12 protein-coding genes are annotated in these 18,777 nt (G+C 72.5%); 9 read left to right on the top strand and 3 right to left on the bottom strand.

The genetic code is table 11. From position 1 onward, the window contains the following. Positions 1-14 precede the first annotated feature (14 nt). From OIU81_RS34440 to OIU81_RS34405, 8 genes are all read left to right on the top strand, one after another. The gene (locus tag OIU81_RS34440) at positions 15-1,421 is read left to right on the top strand and encodes a M1 family metallopeptidase (protein ID WP_329154150.1); all 1,407 of its coding nucleotides are present in this window, start codon (positions 15-17) and stop codon (positions 1,419-1,421) included. A gap of 257 nt (positions 1,422-1,678) precedes the next feature. Then, positions 1,679-3,652: a hypothetical protein gene (locus OIU81_RS34435; RefSeq protein ID WP_329154149.1), complete on the top strand. Its 1,974-nt coding sequence runs from the start codon at positions 1,679-1,681 to the stop codon at positions 3,650-3,652. Then, entirely contained in the window at positions 3,645-5,267 is a 1,623-nt protein-coding gene (locus OIU81_RS34430) for a SagB family peptide dehydrogenase (RefSeq protein WP_329154147.1), read from the top strand. The genes OIU81_RS34435 and OIU81_RS34430 overlap by 8 nt, the downstream gene beginning before the upstream one ends. A gap of 179 nt (positions 5,268-5,446) precedes the next feature. Continuing rightward, positions 5,447-5,629, top strand: coding sequence for a hypothetical protein (locus tag OIU81_RS34425; protein ID WP_033265174.1), 183 nt, complete (start codon positions 5,447-5,449; stop codon positions 5,627-5,629). Positions 5,630-5,707: 78 nt separating this feature from the next. Next, the gene (locus OIU81_RS34420) at positions 5,708-7,729 is read left to right on the top strand and encodes a TOMM precursor leader peptide-binding protein (RefSeq protein ID WP_329154144.1); all 2,022 of its coding nucleotides are present in this window, start codon (positions 5,708-5,710) and stop codon (positions 7,727-7,729) included. A 53-nt stretch (positions 7,730-7,782) separates the two neighbouring features. Then, positions 7,783-10,404, top strand: coding sequence for a lantibiotic dehydratase (locus tag OIU81_RS34415; RefSeq protein ID WP_329154142.1), 2,622 nt, complete (start codon positions 7,783-7,785; stop codon positions 10,402-10,404). After that, entirely contained in the window at positions 10,401-11,432 is a 1,032-nt protein-coding gene (locus OIU81_RS34410) for a thiopeptide-type bacteriocin biosynthesis protein (RefSeq protein WP_329154141.1), read from the top strand. Before OIU81_RS34415 ends, OIU81_RS34410 begins: the two co-directional genes overlap by 4 nt. Continuing rightward, positions 11,429-12,616 (top strand): thiopeptide maturation pyridine synthase, encoded by a 1,188-nt coding sequence (locus OIU81_RS34405; RefSeq protein ID WP_329154139.1) that lies wholly within the window; start codon positions 11,429-11,431, stop codon positions 12,614-12,616. Before OIU81_RS34410 ends, OIU81_RS34405 begins: the two co-directional genes overlap by 4 nt. 25 nt (positions 12,617-12,641) lie before the next feature. Here the strand turns inward: OIU81_RS34405 and OIU81_RS34400 are convergent, their stop codons facing one another. The 3 genes from OIU81_RS34400 to OIU81_RS34390 all read right to left on the bottom strand — a co-directional run bounded on the left by OIU81_RS34400 (position 12,642) and on the right by OIU81_RS34390 (position 17,536). Next, the gene (locus OIU81_RS34400) at positions 12,642-15,512 is read right to left on the bottom strand and encodes a helix-turn-helix transcriptional regulator (RefSeq protein ID WP_329154138.1); all 2,871 of its coding nucleotides are present in this window, start codon (positions 15,510-15,512) and stop codon (positions 12,642-12,644) included. A gap of 572 nt (positions 15,513-16,084) precedes the next feature. After that, positions 16,085-16,342, bottom strand: coding sequence for a hypothetical protein (locus tag OIU81_RS34395; protein WP_329154137.1), 258 nt, complete (start codon positions 16,340-16,342; stop codon positions 16,085-16,087). 501 nt (positions 16,343-16,843) lie between these two features. Further along, on the bottom strand, positions 16,844-17,536 hold the full coding sequence (locus tag OIU81_RS34390) for an NAD(P)-dependent oxidoreductase (RefSeq protein ID WP_329154135.1): 693 nt from the start codon (positions 17,534-17,536) through the stop codon (positions 16,844-16,846). Positions 17,537-17,612: 76 nt separating this feature from the next. Between OIU81_RS34390 and OIU81_RS34385 the strand changes: the two genes are divergently transcribed. After that, positions 17,613-18,224: a TetR/AcrR family transcriptional regulator gene (locus tag OIU81_RS34385; protein WP_329154133.1), complete on the top strand. Its 612-nt coding sequence runs from the start codon at positions 17,613-17,615 to the stop codon at positions 18,222-18,224. Positions 18,225-18,777 lie beyond the last annotated feature (553 nt).

Below are 18,777 nucleotides of genomic sequence, written 5' to 3'. Positions count from 1 at the left end.
GAGGAGGGAGACCGTTGAACCCCCGACAGGATTCCGCTCCCGGCCCGGACCCGTACTTCCCAGATCACGGGGACACCCGCTACCAGGTGCAACGCTACGCGCTCGACCTGGACTACCGGCCCCTGTCCAACCGGCTCAGCGGCTCGGCGCGGCTCAGCGCGCTGACCGGACCCGCCGCACTGAACGAGATCGCACTCGACCTGGCCCCGTTCAGAATTCACCGGGTGCTCGTGGACGGCCGCACCGCGCGCTACACCCACCGGGCGGGCAAGCTGCGCATCCGGCCGGCCCGCGCGCTCGCCCCAGGGGCACCCTTCACCGTCGAGGTGCGCTACACCGGCAATCCCCAGCCGCTGCGCAGCCCCTGGGGCGGCCTGGGCTGGGAGGAGCTGACCGACGGTGCGCTGGTGGCCAGCCAGCCGATCGGCGCGCCGTCCTGGTACCCCTGCAACGACCGGCCGGCCGACAAGGCGTCCTACCGGGTGTCGATCACGACACCGTCCCCGTACACCGCGGTGGTCGGCGGCCGACTGCTCAGCCGTACCATCCGGGCAAGCAGCACCACCTGGGTATACGAGCAGCCGGCCCCCACCTCCACCTACCTGGTCACCGTCTCCCTCGGCAGGTACACGGCCGTGCCACTCACCGCCCCCGCGCCGGCGGACAGACAGCCCCCGCAGGTGCCACAGACCGCCTACCTGCCCGCACGACTGCTGCCCCCATTCACCGTGGACTTCGCTCGGCAGACCCAGATGATGACCTTCTTCGAGGAGGCATTCGGGGCATTCCCCTTCGGGGAGTACGCGGTCGTGGTCACCGACGAGGAACTGACCGTCCCGGTGGAGGCCCAGGGAGTGGCCACCTTCGGGACCAACCACCTCGACGGCGCACGCACCTCGGAGCGCCTGATCGCCCACGAACTGGCCCACCAGTGGTTCGGCAACAGCGTCTCGGTCGCCGACTGGCAGCACATCTGGCTCAACGAGGGCTTCGCCAAGTACGCGGAGTGGCTCTGGTCGGAGCAGGCCGGCAGCACAACGGCGGCCGCGCACGCCGCCGCGGCGCACCGCACGCTGGCCGCGCTTCCGGAGGATCTGCTGCTGGCCGACCCCGGCAAACTGCAGATGTTCGACGACCGACTGTACGAACGAGGGGGGCTGACGGTCCATGTACTGCGCTGCGCCCTGGGAGATGACGCCTTCTTCCGCATGCTCAGGGACTGGACCAGGAAGCACCGCCACGGCGCCGTGACCACCGCTGACTTCACCGCGCACGCCCAGCGGTACGCCGCCTCGCCCCTCGACGGACTCTTCGATGCCTGGCTGCGCGAGCCGTCCTTGCCTCCGCTGCCGCATCCCACGGACCGCACCACCGCTCGACCCGACGGGGCAAGCCTCTCTCGCAAGGGTGATTCCCCGTGAGCAAGCGAACGTGACCGCCCCGTACGAAACCATCGGCACCAGGCGGGACGGCATCGTCCTGAGTGGCCAGGCGGTCCCAGCGGAGGTAGCAAGACCCGGCGCCGACCACAACCTGTGGTGCGCCCTGTGGCCCGACCGTGAAGACACGGTTGTGGACTGCCGTGATACTCGGCTGGGCTCCCACCGACTACAGGTGCCGAGGCCGGGCTCGATGGCACATCGGATGCCGACCGGTGGGTACCCGACCCGGAAGGCGGATGATGCGCCCCCGACTCAAGTCCGATGTCCTGTACGTGCCGACCGGCGACGGTGTCCATGTCTTCGGCGCCGGGGTCGACCTGGCCCTGCGCGGCAGGTCCGCCTACCAGTGGCTGGACCGGCTCGCGCCGCATCTCGACGGTTCGGTCGAGCTTGACGATCTGCTCGGGCGACTGCCGAACGACAAGCGGCAGGTGGTGCACGCACTCGTGGGCCAACTGCGCTCCGCCGGCTGCCTGGTCGACGCCGGGGTGGACCTGCCGCACGGGCTCACGCGGCGGGAGCTGGAGACCTATGCGTCCGAGATCGCGTTCCTCGAGTACCACGGCGACTCCGCCGCGCGGCGGTTCGAGACCTACCGCCACAGCGAGATGGTGGTGGTGGGCTCGGGTCCGGTGTTCGTCTCCCTGGTGTGCTCGGCGCTGCGCTCGGGGGTGCGCAGCCTGCGAGCGGTGTGCACGGACGCGTCCGGCACCCACGCCGAGCGCATGGCGGAGCTCACCGCCGAAGCCACACTGCGCGATCCGCAACAGATCGTGCACCACACGCCGCTGGACGACGGCACGTTGAGCCGGGTGGTCGAGCAGGCGGATGCCGTTCTGCATGTCGCGGACGGTGCGGGCGTCGACCGGGCCGTCCGCCTCGACGCGCTGTGCCGGGAGTCGGGCACACTGCTGGTGCAGGGGCTGGTGCTGGACGACATCGCGTGGCTGGGGCCATCCGGTGCCGCCTGGCGATCGGCGTGGCGGCGGCTCGCTGCACGCGGCCCGTTCCGGCCCAACGCCTTCCTCACCGGGCCGGCCGCCGCGGTGGTGGCGGCGCACCTGGGACTCGCGGCATTCACCGCACTCACCGGGATCGCCTCCGGTCAGGAGGCCACAGTCGGCGCACGGGAGGAGATCACGCGCATCGATCTGGAGACCCTGCGCACCTCCACGCACGCCTTCCTGCCCCATCCCACAGCGCTCCCCGCCCGTCCGGAGACACGGGAGGATTTCACGCGGCGGCTCGAACGGCTCAGCGCCACACCGCCGTTGGACGAGGACACCTTCTCCCGGCGCGCGGCCCGCTGTTTCGATCCGTACGTCGGTGTCCTGCGCGCCCTCGACGAACGGGAGTGCACGCAGGTGCCGCTCCACGTGACCGAGGCGGTGCCGCACGCGTCGGGCGCCGTGCCGGTGTACGGGGCGGGAACGGGCTTCGCCGAGGCGCGCCGGAACGCCGCATTGCGCGGGCTCGCCTCGTACGCCGTGCGCCAGGTCGATGACCGCCGGCTGGGGCCCGGAGGCACCGTGTGGGGGTGGGCGCTCGACGAGCGGCGCGCCGAGGCGGTGGCGGCCGGCCAGGTGTTCGCGGCGGACCACGAGGTCGGGGTGGCCGCCCGATTGAACTGGGACGACGCCGTGGCGGACGGCCTCGCCCAGCACTGTGTACGCCTGGCCCTGCGCGATGTGGCGGAGGGACGGGCGCGGCCACAGCCCCTGCATCTGGATCCCGGGGCCCTGCCCCCCGAGGCGCGGCGCCTCCTCGACCTGCTGCACGCCTCCCGCGGCTCGGCCGAGGTGGCCGATATCGGCGGGGCCCTGGGCCTGCCCGTCCTCGCCTGGTGGCAGGGGGACCGCCCGGTTGCCGTGACCTGCGGGCCTTCGTCGGTCGCCGAGGGTCTCCGTGCGGCCTTGCTCGACCGGCAGTCGGTGATGACGAACGAACCGGCCTATGCACCGGTCCAGTTGGGGAAGCTGCACGCCCCTGCCCCGGGCGGGCGGCACCTCGGGCGGGCGGAGCCGGCGGGAGACGCACGCATGGTCACGGCCCTGCGCTCGCGGGGAAGGCGTCCGCTCGTGGTACCGCTCGATCACGATCCGGCGGTGTACGAGGTGCTGCCCTTCCTGGTGCGCGTCGTCCTCGCCGACGAGGCAGGTGAGGCAGCGGCGGCAGCTGGGCCGCGGGCGGCGGTGCGGGCCCTTGACTAGCGTCGCCGACGACCTGCGGAGCTCTGTCGGCCTGCGGTTCTGGTGGCGGACGTTCGAAGGGGTCCAGGACCTCTTCGCCGAGGGGCACGGTGAGGAGGGCGGCGCGGACGACCCGCTGCCGGTCAAGACATACCGTGGGCTGCCCCGCCACGTCCTGCCCGAGCCGGCGCGACGGATCGGGGACGCGCGCTGGTCCTTCGAGGCGTTCCGCGCCGCTCACCCCCATGAGACCCCCGGCCTCGGCGCCCTGGACCTCCGCACGCTCTCCGCCCTGCTGTACTGGACGTACGGGGTCGGCCGGATCGAGCTCGGTCCGCATGCGGTGTGGCCGTACCACCGGATGGTGGCGTCCGCGCGCTGCTTCCATCCCGTGGAGCTGTATGTGTGGCTGGCCCGTCCGGCGGGCGAGCTGCCCGCCGGGTGCTATCACTACCACCCGGCGCACCACTCGCTGACTCGGTTGCGAGAGGGCGGCGTACCGGACGCCGTACGCGCTGCCGCGGGGGTACGGGCGGACCGCGGACTCCTGGTGGTGTCCGCATGGTTTCGCAAGACCGCCTTCCGTTACCGGGACTACGCGTATCGGCTGTGCGCACAGGAAGCCGGGATGACGGTCGGGAACGCGCTGTTGACCGGAGCCGCGCTCGGGCTGCGCGGGCGGGTGCACCACCGCTTCGACGACGCCGTGGTCAACCGTGCGCTGGGGCTCGACGGCAGGGAGGAGACGGCGTTCGCGGTGATCGACCTGGCCCCGGCCGGAGACGCGGAGCCACTGCCTGCCCCGGCGCGCCATACTCCCCTTCCCACTTGCGCGTTGCCCGTCCTTGACCCTCCCCACGTACGGACCAACCGCTCCCCCTCCCGCACCTGGTCCGGGTTGACCACGCTCGACCTCGCCGCCCGGCTCACCGGCCCCGGCCCGGCCATCGACCCCGACAGCTTTCCGCTGCCTGCCCGGGCACCGGACCCGGACGGTGCCCTTGCGCTCGCGCTGCCGGAGCCCGGTCCCGGCGGCGTGGAGCTGTCCGCGGCGCTGCGCGCCCGCGACTCGGGAGGGCGGATGTTCCTGCCGGCCGCCCGCCCCTTGGCCGCCGGCCGGCTGGCGGCCGCCTTGCGGTACGTGCTGGAGCCCGTGTCCTCGGACCACACCGAGGCGCCGTGCCGCCCCCTGGTGGACGCCTACGTGCTGATCCTCGGTGTGGACGGGATCCGCCCCGGGCTGTACCGGCTGACGGCCGGCGCGGGATCACCCGCGCTGGTGCGGCTGCCGGAGCGGGACTGGCGCGCCGTGGTCGACATGCTGTGCGATCGCACGCCCGCGGTGAACTCGGCGAAGGCGGACGCCCTCGTGTTCCTCACCGCCCACCGGCTGGCCGGGGACCGGTGGTTCGGGGCTCGGGGGTACCGCATCCTGCACCAGGAGGCGGGGATCGTCGCCCAGCGGGTCAGTGTGCTCGCTGCCGCGGCCGGGCTGTCCGTACGGGTCACCAACGGCTACCACGACGCGATGGTCAGGGACCTGATCGGAGTGAGCGCCGCCCACGTGCCCGTCTTCACGCTCGTCATGGGCAGGCGTCGCCCCACCGCCCAGTACGAGCCGCAGCTGATCTGGTGAGCCGCCCTGCGGTACCTGGTGGGCCGGACCTACGGGCGTCCTACGGGCTGCGACCGCGGCTCAGGCCACGGCCGTCCTGCGGTCGGACCGTGAAGACGCCGGACGTCCACGCGCCGCAGGATGCGGAGGGACCAGTGACTGGCCCAACTCTCACCCATCCAAGAAGAAGGGGGAATGCGATGAACGACGACCTCGTCCTCGACCTCGCCGACCTGAGTGTGGACGACCTGGACATCCTGCCGGCCTCGCCGGGCGCGAGCCTGGAGACCGTGAACGTGGGCCACGCCATGGTCGAGATCGGCGCATCCAACTGCACCTCCACCGGGACCCCGGCGAGCTGCTGTTCCTGCTGCTGCTGCTGAATCGAGCACCAGCACAGCCGTGTTCGGCGGGCCCTGGCCCGCCGAACACGGCATCCCGGCGATGACGAGGACGTGACGTTGACCGACGCAGTGACAGCCCCCCGCACCGGACGGCCGCCCGCACCGCTCCCGGCGCGCTCCGGTGACGCGACGACGGCCCCCGCGGCCCGCGTCGCGGTCGTCGGCGAGGGCGTCCTCGCCGCGACGATCCGCACCGCCCTGTCCCGTACCAGTCGGCTGGTACCGGAGGAGGCCCTCGCCTGCGAGGCGGTCGTCACGGCCGAGGATCACTGGGTGACCGCGACCGAGCCGCCGCGCGCCGACATCCGCTGGCTGCCGGTACGGGTCGAGCTCGGCCAGCTCGTGGTCGGCCCGACCACCGTTCCGGGCCGGACCGGATGCGCCCGATGTGCCCGGACGCGCCGGCATCGGGCCTTGGGCAAGGACAGCCCGCGCTCGGCTCTCCTGCAGCGCCACGGCGAACGGCTCGCCGAGCGTGCGTCGCCGGTCCTCACCACCTGGTCGTGCGAAACGGCCGCCACGCTCGTGGCGAGCGAACTGGGCGCCGCCACCGGGAGGTTGACCGACAATGCCCTCGTCTTCCTGTCGCTGACGACCCTCGCCGTCGGCGTGCATCCGTTCCTGCCCGACCCGGCGTGCCCCTGGTGCGGCGGGCTCCCCGAGGACCGGCCGCCCGTCCTCATGGAATGGCCCCGCCCCAAACCCGACCGGGACGTGCCCCGTGTGCGCGACCTGCGGGCCGGCTGGGACGGACTGGTCGCCCGGTACGTCGACGGGCGCACGGGGCTGGTCCGGCAGCTCGACGTGCGCACCGACTACCCCTACCCCATGGTCTCCGCCCCGTTGCACCTGCCGGGCGGCGAGCAGGAGGCCGGGTTCGGACGCGACCTGGGCTACGGGGCCTGCGCCCGCACCGCGCTGGCGGAGGCACTGGAGCGGCTGGGCGGGGCCCGGCCCGGCGGGCGGCGCACGACGGTGCGGGCCGGTTACGCGGAGGTGGCCGACCGGGCGCTGTGCCCGCTCGACCTGGGACTGTACCCACCGGAGCGGTACGCCGAGCCGGGCTTCCCCTATCCGCCGTACGCTCCGGACCTGGTGCTCAACTGGGTGTGGGGACACTCCTTCGCCCGCGATGCCCCCGTCCTCGTTCCGGAGGACTACGCGTACTACCGCACCCGGCACGACAATCCGGCGGCCAGGCCCCTGGCGTACGAGGTGTCCAACGGGTGTGCGCTGGGCGGCTGCCTGGAAGAGGCGGCGCTGCACGGACTGGTGGAACTCGCCGAGCGGGACGCGTTCCTGCTGACCTGGTACGCCCGCCTCCCCGCACCGCGGGTGGACCTGCGGTCGGTGTCGGACCCCTGCGTCGGTGCGCTCACCGAGCGCATCCGCCAGGACAGCGGTCACCGGGTGCTGGCCTTCGCCACCACCCCTGACCACGGCATCCCGACGGCCTGGGTGATGGCCGTGCGCCCCGGCGATGCGGGCCGGCACGACGAGCCCGCCGCGGTCTGCGCCGCGGGCGCGCACTTCGATCCCGAGCGCGCCCTGATGAACGGGCTGTTGGAGCTCACGGCGAATCTGGGATGGAACCGGTCGGCCTTCCGCGAGGAGCGCGACCGCATCGCGGCGATGGTCGACGATCCGGGCCTGGTGCGCGAGATGCGGGACCATGCGCTGCTGTACTGCCACCCGGCCGCGTTCGGCCGCTTCGCCTTCCTGCTCGGCGACGGCGGTGACGCCGAGACGGGCGGCCTGCCCGTCGAGGAGGCGTTCGCGCACGCCACCTGCCGGCCACGTCACCAGGACATGCGCGACGACCTGGCCGAGGCGGTGGCCCGGTTCACCGATCGGGGTCTGGACGTGGTCGTGGTCGACCAGACCACCGATGAGCACCGGGCAGGCGGGCTGGCCTGCGCGAAGGTGATCGTGCCGGGGCTGCTGCCGATGACGTTCGGGCACCGGATGCGCCGCACCCACGGGCTGCCCCGGCTGCTGCGGCTGCCCGCAGAACTCGGCCATCGTGCGGCGCCCCTGGCCGAGGAGGAGATCAATTCGCACCCGCACCCGTTCCCGTGACGTCGCCGTGCCCACGCCCCGCATTTCCGCACCTTCCGTGACTGGAGTCGGCCATGACCGATGAGTTCTCACCATCGGACGCCTTCGGCGTACGGATCGGCGGGCTGCCCGCGAACACGCTGGATGACATGCGCTCGCCGGAGCTGTGGCGCCAGGTCGAGACCGTACGCGACACGGAACGCCAACTGGACTGCCTGGCGGCCGAGTTGTCCGACCTCCTTTACCAGCAGATCGGGCGGGCCGGTTCCGGCAAGCCGCTCCTGGTGGCCGTGCGGCGGGCCATCCACAACCGCCGCCCGCTCGCCGAGCGCCACTGGAACGACGCCGTTCGTGCGCTGCTGCCCCACGCCATCGTCGCCCGGGTGGACACCTGGGCGCGGCTGCGCGCCGGCCATCAGGAGGCGCTGGCCCGACTCGACGACCTGATCGGCCACCACCTGCGCACCCAGCACACACTGCTGCGCAAAGCGGCAGCAGATCCCGGGTTCCAGCACGGCCTCGTCCTGAGCAGTCCGGTGCTCCTCGCCGAGGTTCGCAAATGGCTCGCGCACCCCGACGAGCGGGCACCGGAACGCTCGCTGGCGCTGCGGCTCGCGAAGTACCTCGGGCGGGTGACCATGAAGACCAGCCCGTTCAGCACGTTCACCGCGAGCGGCCTGGGTACCTGGAGCGACGGTGCACGGAGCAGCGCGTCCACCACCGGTCCGGAGGTGCGTACGGTCGCCGAGCTGAACGTATGGGTCGTCCAGCAGATCGTCCGCAGACTCGAAAGCCATCCCGAACTCGCCGGGCGCTGCAGGCTGCGTCTCAACCCCGGCGCCCTGCGCACCGAGGGTGGCTGGCAGTTCCTGGGGGCGGGGGCCGAGGAGCCGCTCCGGACGCTGCCCGAGGCGGCTGCGGTACGGGTGTGCGTGGAGGTGGTGCGCGAGGGCCGCCCCACCCGCGAGGAGGCGGCCCGGTCCGTCGCGCGCCGCACCGGCAGCGAACCGGCAGCAGCCGCCGCGTACCTGGCGCGCCTGGAGGAGCTGGGGCTGCTGGAGGCCGAGCGGCCCTTCGCCGACCAGAGCCTCGATCACGTCGCCGACCTGCGTGCATGGCTGGCCGGCGCGTCGAGCCCGGAGCTCGTCGGGGTCGAGCGGGAACTCGCCGTGATCGCCGGAACGCTGTCGGGCTACCCGGAGATGACGGATCCGGCGCAACGAGTGCGTGCCATCGAGGCCGTCGAGGGCACGCTACGACGGATCAGGGACCTGCTCGGCGCCGATCGCATCAGTCTGCCCGCCAAGAACAGCGTCATCGAGAACGCCCTGCTGGCGGCGCCCCTTCCCGGACCGGACCGAGGCGCGTGGCAACCGGTCCTGAGAGATCTGGACGCCCTGCGGCACTGCTACGCCGTGCTCGACCCGGCCCTGCCCGGCCGGGTCACGCTCGCCGACCTGTTCGCCGAGCGGGTCGGGGCCGGGGAGACAGTGCCGTTCCTGACCTTTCACCGGCAGGTCCAGACGTGGCTGCGCGAGGACCCCGCGCTGCCCGCCCTGCTCTCCGTCGCCGTGCACGGCTACCGGACGATGCACGAGCATCGGCTCCCACGGCTGGGCGAGCTGGCGTCACTGCGGGACGAATTGTGCGAGGTGGTCCGCGCCGCGCCGGCCGATGCGCACGGTGTGGCACGGATCGCCCCCGAGCGGCTCCTCGCGGTGGCCGGGCGCCGGCCCGCGTGGATGCGGGCGCCGGACTCCGTGGCGTACTACGGCCAGCCCCTCGGCACCGGCTCCGTGCCCGAGTTCGTGGTCAACGCCGTCAACTCCGGGCACGGCCGGGGGCGTGACCGTATCGGGCGGCTGCTCACCCAGGCGGGCCTCGGCACGTCGCGGGACGCGGCCGTGGACACCGCCCTCCCGCCTGCCGGCGTCCTCCACGCCGACACCTGCCGCCACTTCGGAAGCAACGTGGGCCTGCGCGCGTCCGCCGTGGCCGCAGAGATCGAGTACCCCGGAGGGCGCAGCCTGCGCGACCCGGAACACCGCATCCCCCTGGGGGACCTGTATGTGCGGCACGACCCCGCACTCGGCCTGCTGACCCTGCACGCCCGCGGGCACGCCGGCGAGCTGCGGCCGGTGCACCCGAACCTGATCGCGGAGCTGTGGCTGCCGCCGGCGCTGCGCCTGCTGATGCAGACCTTCGGCGCCACGTCCAATCTGCTGATCCCGGGACGACGGATGTTCGGCGACCCCTCCCTCGCCGAGGTGCGGGAGGTCCTGGCGGAGCCGCGGGTGGTCGTGGGCCATACGACGGTCAGCCGCCGGCAGTGGGTGCTGCCACCCGACGCCATACCGCGGCGGGCGAAGGGTGAGAGCGACCGGTCCCTGCTGTTGCGGCTCGCCGGGTGGCTGGCAGAGCACGGGATGCCGCAGCGCTGCTTCGTCCGCGCCTTGGACCCTCGGTCGGTGGTCAGCGGGGACGTGTGGCGGGTCAAGTCCCGCAAGCCGCTCTACGTGGACTTCGCCCAGCTGCTGCTGGTCGGGGTCTTCGAGCGGCTGCTCGCCGCCGGTGCGGGTCAGGTGCTCTTCCTCCAGGAGGCCCGGCCCGGCCCCTCGCAGATGCCGGACTACGGAGACAGCGGGCCCCGGGTGACCGAATTCCTCGTCGAGATCAACGAAGGACGGACACGATGAGCATGACGAACGGACATGGCGACGGCCTTCGCCCGGATCCGGCGACCGCGCGGTCGGAGGACTGGGTGTGCGCCCACGTCTTCTACGACACCGACCAGGACGCGCTCCTGACCCGCTGCGTGCAGCCGTTGGTGGCGGAGCTGGAGAAACACGGACTGATCCAGCGGTACTTCTTCCTGCGCTACTGGGAGGGCGGCCCCCATGTGCGCCTGCGCCTGCTCCCCGCCCGCGCCGGCGACCGCGCCGAAGTCGCGGAAGCGATGGAGCGGGGCCTGAGCGCGTTCCTCGCGCTGTCACCCGCTCCGGACGTGGTGGACCGCTCCCACTTCGCGCAGGTCGCGCAGGGACTGGCCGGGCTGGAGGGCCGCGCCGGACACGACGCCGTGGTGCGGGCCAACAACACCGTGGAGTTCCTGCCGTACGCACGCGAGCACGCCGACTACGGCCACGGCGCCGCCATCGCCGCCGTGGAGCGGCACTTCTGCGAGTCGAGCCGGCTGGCGCTGTCGGTGATCAGGGCGGGCACCACCGTGGAGCAGCGGGCGCTGCTGGCGTTCGACCTGGTGGTGGGCGTGTTCGCGCTGTGCGACGAGATCCGCGAGCGGTGGGCGCAGCACGGTGGTCCGCCGCTGCCGTTCGGGAGCGGCCCCGAGGCGGCCGACGTCGAACCGCGCTACCGGCTCCAGCGCGAGCAGCTGCACGCGCGCGCCCGGCGCACCTGGGAGCTCGCCGCCGAACCGGCCGGAACCGGCCAGCGCGGATACTGGCTCGCATCGGTGCGGCACCTGCGCGACGCGCTGCACCGCATGGAGGAGTCCGGCGAGTTCGCCGCCGACTGGGCGGCCTCTCCGCTGGCGGATCCGCTGGACCTGCCGGCGACCGCGCACCCGGCCACCAGCCTGGTGCTGTTGCGCTGCGCCCACCTGGTGAACAACCGGCTCGGGCTGACCCTGTGGCAGGAGAACCAGTTGCGGTTCCTGGTGGGGCGGGTGCTGGCCGAACTGCCCGAGGCGCAGGGCGTCGCATGACCGGGGCCGTCGAGGCGTCCTGGCACAGCCTGCACGTCCACCACCACGACGAGGCCGCGGAGCCGGAACTGATCCTTGAGGCGGTACGTCCCGCGTTCGCCGCGGTGCGGCCCTGGGTGCGTGACTGCTGGTTCGGCCGGCACTGGCTGCGCGGCCCCCACCTGCGCCTCAACTTCCTTACGGACGAGACAGCGTGGTGTGAGCAGGTGCGCCCCGTGGTGCGAAGGGTGCTCACGGACCACCTACGGGTGCGCCCGTCCACCGTCGCACTGGACGAGGCCGCGCTAGCGCCCGTGCACGAGCGGCTCGCGGAGCTGGAGATGGAGCCCGGGCCGCTCCGTCCGTGGGTGGCGGACAACACGGTCGTGGAGCGCCCGTATGACCACCGCCTGCAGGTGCTCGGCTCACTCCGCGCGAGCGAGCTGCTGGCCGGCTTCCTCTCCGACACGACCGACCTCGTGTTCCGGATGTACGAGCAGCTGCGCACCGCTCCCCTATCCGTGCTGGCCCTGGACCTGATGTGGACCACGGCGGCCGCGGCGGCGATCCCGTTCGAGGCCGGCGGGGCCCCGATCGAGAGGGGGGTGCTGTCGCTGCGCTCGCACGCGGACGCCTTTCTGTCCCGCACGAACGATCCAGCGGCCTACCGCACCCGCTTCGACGAGCGGTTCCGCCGGCAGGAAGCCGCCTTGAGCGCACGGTTGCGGGAGGTGGAGGCGGCCCTCGCGGAGTCGGACGGCACCGACGCCACGGGCTCCGGGGTGGCATTCGTACGGGAGTGGGCGCGGGCCGTGCATCGCCACCAGCGCATCGCCCAGCCACTGCTCGCCTCGGGCGAGGTGTCGATGGGCGGGGCGGCGGTGGCTCCGCGCATGCCGACCCGGCAGCTCAGCGAGTTCCACACGCTCCTGTTGTCCGACCACGGGCACCAGGACTTCCTCGTCGACGACGCCTGGTTCGCCTCGTTCCGCCTGGCCATGAACTACCTCTACCTCCACCTCAACCGGCTGGGACTGGCGCCCATGGACCGCGGTCTGCTGTGCCACCTGGCGGCGCGGACCGTGGAGTCGGTGCACGGCACCTCGGCCATCGCCAGCTTCGAGAGATACGTCGCCGCACCGGACGGGCGGGAGGAGCCCAGCTGGCGGCGGATCGGCGCCGAGTGGGCGGAGGGAACGCGATAGGGCCCGCGCCGCTCCGGGTCCGTGGTCAGCCGGCGCTGAACACCTCCGCGAGCTGGCGGCGGCCGGCGATGCCCAACTTGCGGTACGCCCCGGAGAGATGGAATTCGACGGTGCGGACGGCGACGAACAGCCGGCCCGCGATGTCACGGTTGGAGTATCCGTCCCGGGCCAGGTGAAGGATCTTCCGTTCCTGGGGCGTCAGGCTCTTCAGGAGCGGATGGGCGGCGTGCGCGGCGGCGTGACCTGCGGGCACCGGGGGCGCGGCGGGCGCCACCTCACCGGCCGAGCGGGGGCAGGGAGTGGCCGGGAGCGCCCCGGAGGCGGCGAAGGCTTCCAGGCACCTTGCCCGGAGCGGCCCCAGGGCCCTCTGGATGCGGTGCGCCAGCGGATCGGCACCACAGGCATGGGCGAGCTGGAGGGCCGGGAGCAACTCGGCGCGCGCCGCCTCCGCCCGGCCGGCCGCGGAAAGCTCCGCCCCCAAGGCCGCCTGCACCACGGCATGTTGCATACGGTCCGAGGACCGGGCGAGCGTCCTGGCCGCCTCTGCGAGCACACTGATGCGCTGCTCCCCGGTCTCGCTGAGTGCCAGGGCGTGCAGCGCGGTGCCGACGGATTCCGGGGTGCCCCAGCGGCGGGCGTCCGTCAGCTCGGCTCCCGCGAGTGCGGCGGCCTCTTCGCGTTCCCCGCACGCCGCGAGGACCCGAGCGGCACGGGAGCGCCAAGGGAGCACCGCGGGGTTGCGCACCCCGGCCTCGTCCAGGAGGCGCCCCGCCGCGAACAGGTCCTCCACAGCGCGGCCGGGATCGTCGCTCTCGTGGACCGCGGCCCGCGCGGCCAGGGCGTACGCCGAGTCCCGCCGCCAGGGCAGCTGGTGCCGGTCCAGCCTGCTCTCGGCGAGCAGGGAACGCGCCGAGTCCGTCGCGCCCCGCAGGGCCCGTACCTCGGCCAGGGCCGCCACACCGATCACGGCCAAGGGGTGCCCGGCGGCTGCGAAGGAAAGCAGGCGGTCAGCCATGGGGGTCAGGGTGGCGTCGGCGGCATAGAGGTCACCTCGGGCCCGCAGCACCGTCGCGCGCACCAGTGCCAACGTGACCTGCTCCAAGCGGCCGGCTCGGACACCGGAGACCTGGCGCCCGCGGCCGCAGTGTGTCCACGCCTCGGCGACGTCACCGGCCGCCACCAGCGCGCCGCAGGTGTGCCACAGCAGGGTGGCCGCACCGCACCCCTCGCCCCGGGGCAAGCCCTGCCGGGCGTAGCGGGCTGCCGCTCCCCGGTCGGCGCCGGCGTCGACCGCACGGACCGCGCGCAGCGCCGCGAGTTCCCGGCCGGCGACGCCCCGGTGGGGGGCCTGGCAGCTCAGATTGCCCAGCGGATCGGCGGCCCGTGCCAGCCACAGCGGGGCACGCCGGCAGACAAAAGCCTTGTGCAGGCGTAGCCGCAGTTGCCAGGAGCCGTCGCCCGGTGTGCGTCCGAGCCGGGCGGCGGCGTCGTCGAGGACGGTGACGGCGTCCTCGGACCGGCCACACCCGTCCAGCACGGCCGCCAGCGCCAGCGCGTACTCCACGACGATGCCGGGGGGATGGGACTCGCAGCGGGCGGCGTCCAACAGGTGCACGGCCCGCTCGGGGTCGATGACGGCGTACAGCTCGGCGAGTTCCCGGCGAATGGTCAACTTCTCCTGCGGACCGAGGGGTTCGCGAAGGACGCAGCGCCGGTACCGTGCCGCGTCGTGCGGCCTGCCCTCCCGCTCCAGCTGGCGGGCGGCCAGCCGCAGGCAGCGCTTCGCCCATTCCTCTCCCACGGGGCCGGCGGCGAGCAGGTGGTGGGCGACGGAGGTGGCTTCGGCCTGTCGGTCGCGCAGCAGGGCAGCTGCCCGCAGATGCAGGGCGGTTCGGGTGCCGGCGGCGATGCTGCCGAGAACCATCGCCTCCAGGAGCGGGTGGCGAAAGGCCAGCGGCGTGCGGTTGGCGAGCACACAGGCGTCGACGAGTTGATCGACGGCCGCGAGCGCCTCCTCAACCGTGAGGTGTGCCAGTTCAGCGCTGACCGCGACCTCGGCGCCGCCACCGAGCACGGCGACCGCCCGCGCCAGGTCCAGGGCGGGCGCGCCAAGCGGTGCCAGCCACCGGTCGGCTCCCGTCAGGACACCGGATGCCGCGGTGGCGCGGAGGGCGTCCTCCGTGGGCGCACTGTCGGAGTGCGGTGCCAGCAAGGCATGCAGGAGGGCGGGATTACCTCCGGTGAGGTCGCCGCACACCGCGGCGGTCCGGGCGTCGAGCACGACCCGAGACCGTGCGGCGGCCGCTTCGGGCAGATCCTCCGTGCGCAGCCCCGGCATATCGACGGGCTCGGCCGCGGTGAGGAGTACGGAGCCGGGCGCGTGGGAGATGCCCTTCATAAGGGCGGAGACAGCCCTGGCCCCGGTGCCGAAGGTCCGGTCCGTGAGCACGATGGCCAGTGGTACCGGCGGCACTGTCCGGGACAGATCCAGCAGCCATCGGAGCGACCAGCTGTCGACACGGGCCACGTCGTCCACGCACAGGGCGATGGGGGCATCCCTCCCTGTCCGCACCGCGGCAGCCCACCCCTGGACAGGGTCACCGTCCGGTGGGCAGTGCTGATCCACGACGAATGGGCCGTCCCCGGCCCGTAACTGGCCGATGAGCCGATGGACCGCCGCATACGGGCGCTCCCCCGGCCCTGTCCCGCGTACCGCGGCCACGCGGTACCCGACCGCGGAGGCTTCCTCTCCGAACGCGTCCAGCAGCGCCGACTTCCCCGCTCCCGGCTCGCCACGGATGACCGTCAGGTCCGCGCCGCGACGCCTACGGGACTGTTCAAGCACGGCACGGAGCCGCGCCGTCTCGCTCCCGCGGCCGATCTCCCCGAGCGCCATGAGCCCCTCCCGATCGCCGGCCGTCCCACACTGCTCGCGGCACAAAACCGGCGATCAGTCCACAGGATTCGCGATACACATGAAGGGGATACTTCCGCAATTGTCTTGAAAGAAATGCTCTATGGCAGAATGCCTTTACCTGTCCTCGCACCTGCGGTGCGGCGCTGACGCGCTCCGTACTGCCCCCCACCGCCCCACCGCCCTGGCGACCAGGACGGCCGCTCCACGCGATGGATCGCGCGGCACCCCCCTGTTCCGCACCCGCCCCTCGGGAGCGCTCTCATACGGCCTGAGCATGCGCGCACGCCCACAGGTCCACAAGCCACCCACCATGCCGATGAGGCCGATCCGGCCACTCTCGGCCGGCGCTGCTCCGGTACGCCATGCTCTGCCTGCCGGTCCTTGGTCGCGACGGAACTGGCGGCCGGCGCGAGCACGTCCGCCTGGGCGGCTTGGCGGCTGGGCATATAGAGCCCCCGCACTGGTCCGCCGCTTCCCTCGGAGCCGTCCACAGCCCTGACCGCTCGATGCGCCCCGCTGTCACGACTGGCCGCTTGCGCACGACACCACGATCAGGAGGTGACCCTGGCGGTCAGCCCATAGTCCAGCTCTGCACCATCGACGAGCAACGCCTCGACCGTACGCGTGCTGGGGTCGATGTCGGCCACGATCCCGTGCCCGACGTAGCGGGGGTAGCCCGAGGCGCCCATATCGCCTGTCGCCTCGACGACCGCCGATCGCACGGCTGAGTCCTCCACGGAGGCACCGCCTCTGTCCTCCACATGTTCGGGGACCAACAAGATCGTGAAGCGCTGCGGTTCTCTAGTCACACTCCGATATTTAAGCGCCTGTGCCACCAGCAGTGGGACAGGCACACGGCATCGGATGGCACATACGGGCTCCCCGAAGATCTGCCGCCGGGGAATCGGGGCTGGTAGCCGGCCCGCGGGCAGCCGCCCTTGTATGCGTGTTCCCCACCACTGACACGTGGTCCGTGCTGGTCCGTGCTAGTACGCGCTGGTCCGTGCTGGTCCGTGCTGGTCCGTGCTGGTACATGTCGAGCACGACACCGGCGAGGCCGCTCGACAGATGCGGCCGCTGCGCCGGCAGAGGGCGACACGGGCCGACGGTCCGCCTGCCGCGACGTTCCGGGCCTCGCACGTCCCTGCCCGGGTAGTCACCCGCACCAGTGCGGTGACCACGTCGAAGGGGAAGCCGACGGGGGCCACGTGCCGGGTGCCGTCAGGACGGAGAATGTGGCCGAGCGGGGCCGGTCGAGAAACGCCGTTGAGCCGGGCGGACGTTCGGTGATCGCCCGGCTCACTTCTTCTTCACCTCTTCTTCACCCCTTCGTTCCAGATGAGCTTGGCGATGTTCGGCTTGACGGCGGTGGTGATCACGCCCATGGCCGTACGGACGTAGCGCCGTTCCACCAGTTCGCGCAGCATGCTCGCGGCAACGTCGGCACGGGCGGTGAAGACGCCGTCCGCGCTCGTCTCCGCGGTGTGGAAGTCGGTGACGACCGGATGGTCGAAGAGCCCCGAGGGACGGACGAGGGTCCAGTCGAGGTCCGTCTCACGGATCACTTCCTCCATGCGCCGCATGTCTTCGTGGAGCGTGCGGCCCAGGCGCCGGTTCACCAGTGGGTCGAGCACATGGTTGAAGAAGTGCGCACCGGTGGGGCGCCAGTGCGGGTCGGCGATGCTGGAGCTGATGGCGAGCAGCCGCTTGACGCCGTGGCGGGCCATGGCCTCGGTGATGACGGCGGCGCTCGCCGAGTACGTGCTGATGGGCCCCTTGCTGAAGCGTGCGCCCAGCGCGGACAGGACGGCGTCCGTCCCGCCGATCGCGGCGTCGACGGCCGCCTGGTCGGTGGCGTCCGCGACGGCCACGGCGAGGCCCGTACGGGAACTGAGCGAGCCGGGTCGGCGGGTCACGGCGACGACTTCGTGGCCGGCGGCGAGCGCCTGGTCGGTGAGGTGGCGGCCGGTCGGTCCGGCTGCGCCGAAGACTGCGATACGCATGATGTCGGGTCATCCCTTCGTGGGGTTGCTGGAACGCCCTTGACTGTGCGGGTCGCTGAGCACAGGCTCAACGCCGATGAATAACGCCGCCCCTGCCCCCGCCCGCACCCGAGGCCGCCCGCGCGGCAATCCGCCGACCCGCGAGTCGATCGTCCCGGTGGCCCGGGCGCTGTTCCTGGAACACGGCTACCGAAGCACCACGCTGCGTGCGGTGGCCCAAGCAGCCGGCGTCGACCCGGCCCTGATCTCGTACCACTTCGGTTCCAAGAAAGGCCTGTTCGCGGACGTGATGCAGTTCCAGTGCGCCAATGCGCTGGCGGTGGACGACGTCCTCGGCGGCGATCCGTCCACCCTCCCCGAGCGGCTGGTCGACGCGGTGACGGACCTGTGGGAGGACGCCGACTTCCGTCTGCTCACCGCTCGGAACGACGAAGCCGCCGAGGCGGTCCGCGAATACCTGGAACACGAGCTGCTGGGCCGTCTCGTTGAATTTCTCGGCGGCCGGGACGCCACCGCCCGCGCCACGGCGGTGGTGACGATCCTCGGGGGACTCATCTACACCCGCTACCTCAACCCCCTCCCCACCCCCTCGGCGCTCACCCCGTCCCAGGCCCGCCATGTCCTCGCCCCGGCCCTGCACGCGGCACTGGCCCCGAGGCCACGCACCGGGGCGGTTCGCCGGAACTAGAGCGTGTCTTACAACCCGGAAGACCCGGAAGACCACTCCGAAGGACACCCGTGGTTCTGTTCACCCAATCTCGCAACTATGGCGAGAGGTGCCATCGACAGTGGAGACTCGCCGTCGCCGCAACCCGGCTCAGCCACCAAGCCATCTCCTGGTCCGACCGAACCCCATGTTCTGCCCCGCTTCACGCGCCCTCCAGATGGGCCTTGGTGGATTCAGCCAGCGTCATGGACCTTCAGCTCAAGGACAAGGTCGCCGTCGTCACCGGCGCGAGCAAGGACATCGGCCTCGCCCTCGCCGATGCATTCGCCGGTGAAGGCACACACGTCTTTCCCTCGCCTTCCCGCTCGCCGGCAACATCACAAGAGCCTGGGGCCGGCTTCACCCGTCCGGGGCTGATGTACGGGAGCGATCGGCGGCGTTCAGGTTGCGTTCAGGTGGGGGCTGGAAGCGTCAGACGGGGTGCGAGACGATCGCTGCGTGCGGTGCGTCCCGCACCCGCCCCATGCCACCGCTGTGCGCACTTCGCAGGCCTCACGGCACGACGTGAGGAGCG

Source organism: Streptomyces sp. NBC_01454 (assembly GCF_036227565.1).
Lineage (GTDB): Bacteria > Actinomycetota > Actinomycetes > Streptomycetales > Streptomycetaceae > Streptomyces.
The sequence above is the reverse complement of the archived record's forward strand: the minus strand, read 5'-3'. Positions and strand labels throughout refer to the sequence as shown.

Bases quoted from the DNA above. Each gene is read 5' to 3' on its own strand.
- OIU81_RS34385 (WP_329154133.1), top strand. From the start codon at position 17,613: ATGAATAACGCCGCCCCTGCCCCCGCCCGCACCCGAGGCCGCCCGCGC.
- OIU81_RS34435 (WP_329154149.1), top strand. From the start codon at position 1,679: ATGATGCGCCCCCGACTCAAGTCCGATGTCCTGTACGTGCCGACCGGC.
- OIU81_RS34405 (WP_329154139.1), top strand. From the start codon at position 11,429: ATGACCGGGGCCGTCGAGGCGTCCTGGCACAGCCTGCACGTCCACCAC.
- OIU81_RS34415 (WP_329154142.1), top strand. From the start codon at position 7,783: ATGACCGATGAGTTCTCACCATCGGACGCCTTCGGCGTACGGATCGGC.
- OIU81_RS34400 (WP_329154138.1), bottom strand. From the start codon at position 15,512: ATGGCGCTCGGGGAGATCGGCCGCGGGAGCGAGACGGCGCGGCTCCGT.
- OIU81_RS34425 (WP_033265174.1), top strand. From the start codon at position 5,447: ATGAACGACGACCTCGTCCTCGACCTCGCCGACCTGAGTGTGGACGAC.
- OIU81_RS34410 (WP_329154141.1), top strand. From the start codon at position 10,401: ATGAGCATGACGAACGGACATGGCGACGGCCTTCGCCCGGATCCGGCG.
- OIU81_RS34390 (WP_329154135.1), bottom strand. From the start codon at position 17,536: ATGCGTATCGCAGTCTTCGGCGCAGCCGGACCGACCGGCCGCCACCTC.